The 2,413-nt window shown below is 30.5% G+C and carries 2 protein-coding genes and 1 pseudogene; 2 read left to right on the top strand and 1 reads right to left on the bottom strand.

The window, feature by feature from the left end; translation table 11 throughout:
- Window positions 1-189 precede the first annotated feature (189 nt).
- Both AC3AX0_RS04690 and AC3AX0_RS04685 read left to right on the top strand, forming a co-directional pair.
- Window positions 190-504 (top strand): hypothetical protein, encoded by a 315-nt coding sequence (locus AC3AX0_RS04690; RefSeq protein WP_487549155.1) that lies wholly within the window; start codon window positions 190-192, stop codon window positions 502-504.
- A 234-nt stretch (window positions 505-738) separates the two neighbouring features.
- A complete protein-coding gene (locus AC3AX0_RS04685) occupies window positions 739-2,121 on the top strand; it encodes an ATP-binding protein (RefSeq protein WP_487549147.1) in 1,383 nt (460 codons plus the stop codon).
- 68 nt (window positions 2,122-2,189) lie between these two features.
- On the opposite strand, the pseudogene AC3AX0_RS04680 reads toward AC3AX0_RS04685, so the two are convergent.
- Window positions 2,190-2,413 (bottom strand): annotated as a pseudogene (locus tag AC3AX0_RS04680) (ATPase); the annotation flags it as partial.

Below are 2,413 nucleotides of genomic sequence, written 5' to 3'. Positions count from 1 at the left end.
TTATCCTGATGAGATTGTGGGTATGTATTGGAGAGAAGCTGTAAACGGCAAGTACTTTTCCATAAAAATAGGCAATTAATTTAGTCAGTTCATATTGAAGAGAGACCTCCAGGATTGGTTTTCAAAACCATCAGTACAAGTTTGAATGGAGTTTTGAAAATTATAATAATTGAAAAGAGGAATGAAGAAATGTCGAGAGAATACAAGGTGATAACATTATGTGGGAGTACAAGATTCAAGGACGAATTCATAGAAGCCCAAAGAAGGCTGACGCTTGAAGGTAATATTATAATAAGTGTTGGGGTCTTTGGTCATGCTGATGGAGAATATAAAACAGTTCTGACACAGGAAGTCAAAGAAATGCTTGATGATATGCATAAAAGAAAAATAGACATGGCGGATGAGATATATGTTATTAATAAGGATGGATACATCGGTTCTAGTACAAAAGGTGAAATAGAGTATGCAATTATAACAAGCAAGATAGTGAAGTATATGGAATAAAAAGATCAAATGAATAATAGATTATAAAATTCGAGTCCTTTTATTAAAGCAGGGAAAATGAAAGAAGGTTATACGCATACTGATATTGCTTTTGGAGATTTTGAAGAGGTTGAATAGAATTTACTATTTACAACTTATAAAATAAACGATATAATCAAATTATGATTTGACAAATCATGATTTGATTATATTAAGATTTATTGAAATGTATCGAATATAAGGGAGATGGAGGATATGTTTATTGGAAGAACACAGGAACTAAATTATTTGGATGATATGTATAATTCTGATATATCTGAGTTTATAACTATTTATGGAAGACGACGAATTGGTAAAACAGAGCTGATAAAACAATTTACAAAAAATAAGGAGCATATATTTTATAGTGCTAAAGAATGTATAGACTATGAGCAGTTATCATCGATATCAGAGAAGATATTAGGAAAAGGCAAGCGATTTGATAATTGGGAAGCATTGTTTAATCATTTATGGGAAATAGCAAAAGACAAGAAACTTGTTGTTGTTTTTGATGAGTTCCCATACATGGCAAAAGGGAATAAGACAATAGCGTCAATACTTCAAAACTGTTGGGACCATAAACTTAAAAATTCTAAACTAAAATTGATTATTTGTGGCTCAAGTATGAGTTTTATGGAGAATGAAGTTCTTAGTGAGAAAAATCCTTTATATAGAATGACGGGGATATATAAATTGGAAGAATTGAAATTTGAAGAAATTAAGGAGTTTTTCCCACAATATAATAAGGAAGAATTGATTACGGCTTATAGCATATTAGGTGGGGTACCACATTATTTGCTGCAATTTGAACAATCAAAAAAACTCAAGGAGAATATTTGCACAAATATTTTGAACAAGGGTAAAATCCTATATAATGAGGTTGATTTTCTAATAAAACAAGAACTTAGAGAGCCTCTTGTATATTACACAATTATTGAAAAAATTGCATTTGGAGCAACTAAGCTAAATGAAATTCATAATAAAACTCAAATAAGCACAAATAAATTGGCAGTATATTTAAAAAACCTCATAGAATTGGGGATTGTAACTAAAGAGTATCCTATTACAGAAAAAATCAAAGTGAAGATTAATCTTCATTCCGGACTTTATAAGCTTAATAACAATTATTTTGAATTTTATTTTAGATTTGTATTTCCAAATATTTCGGAAATAGAAGAAGGTTTGATTGATGATGTATATGAGTTTGATATTGAACAGGAGATTAATTCTTTTGTTGGTAGTGTGTTTGAAGATATATCTATGAATATATTAAAGAGAATTATTTCAAGGGATAAATATCCCTACCGTATAAGACATATAGGTCGTTGGTGGAATAAACAAGAGGAAATTGATATAGTTGGATTCGATAACAACAAATATGTGTTTGGAGAGTGTAAGTGGAGGAATCAGAAGTGTGATATTAAAGTTTATGAACAGTTAAAGATTAAAGCTGAGAAAAATTTCAAATATAATGATGCTCACTTCTACTTGTTTTCAAAGAGCGGGTTTACAAAAAGTTTAATTGATTTGTCTAGATTGGATGAGTATTTACATTTATATAATCTGGATAATTTGATAGAAGGTTTGGAAAAACAATAGTTCTGGGGGATTAAAATAGAGAATGGTATGCTCACAAGAATGATGCTTGCGAGCATATTTTAGTTGGGTCAATTATTAAGCAAGAAGTCTATGGCATTAACGATTTTAATGCCGTCAAAATCGTCAAATATCACCTTGTCCATGGTAATGATGAATTTAGGGTAGTTGTCCCGTATGGCTTTAAGTGGTTTGATTTCTCTATCTTTAGTGGATTCGTCATGAATAGTCAATGATACTTGTACATATATTTTTTCGCTTTGTTTGACTGCGACAAAGTCTACTTCAAGGTCAC

This window comes from Dethiosulfatibacter sp. (assembly GCF_983023055.1).
Note: the sequence above shows the minus strand (reverse complement) of the source record. Positions and strands in the feature narration are given on the sequence as shown.

Bases quoted from the DNA above. Each gene is read 5' to 3' on its own strand.
- AC3AX0_RS04690 (WP_487549155.1), top strand. From the start codon at position 190: ATGTCGAGAGAATACAAGGTGATAACATTATGTGGGAGTACAAGATTC.
- AC3AX0_RS04685 (WP_487549147.1), top strand. From the start codon at position 739: ATGTTTATTGGAAGAACACAGGAACTAAATTATTTGGATGATATGTAT.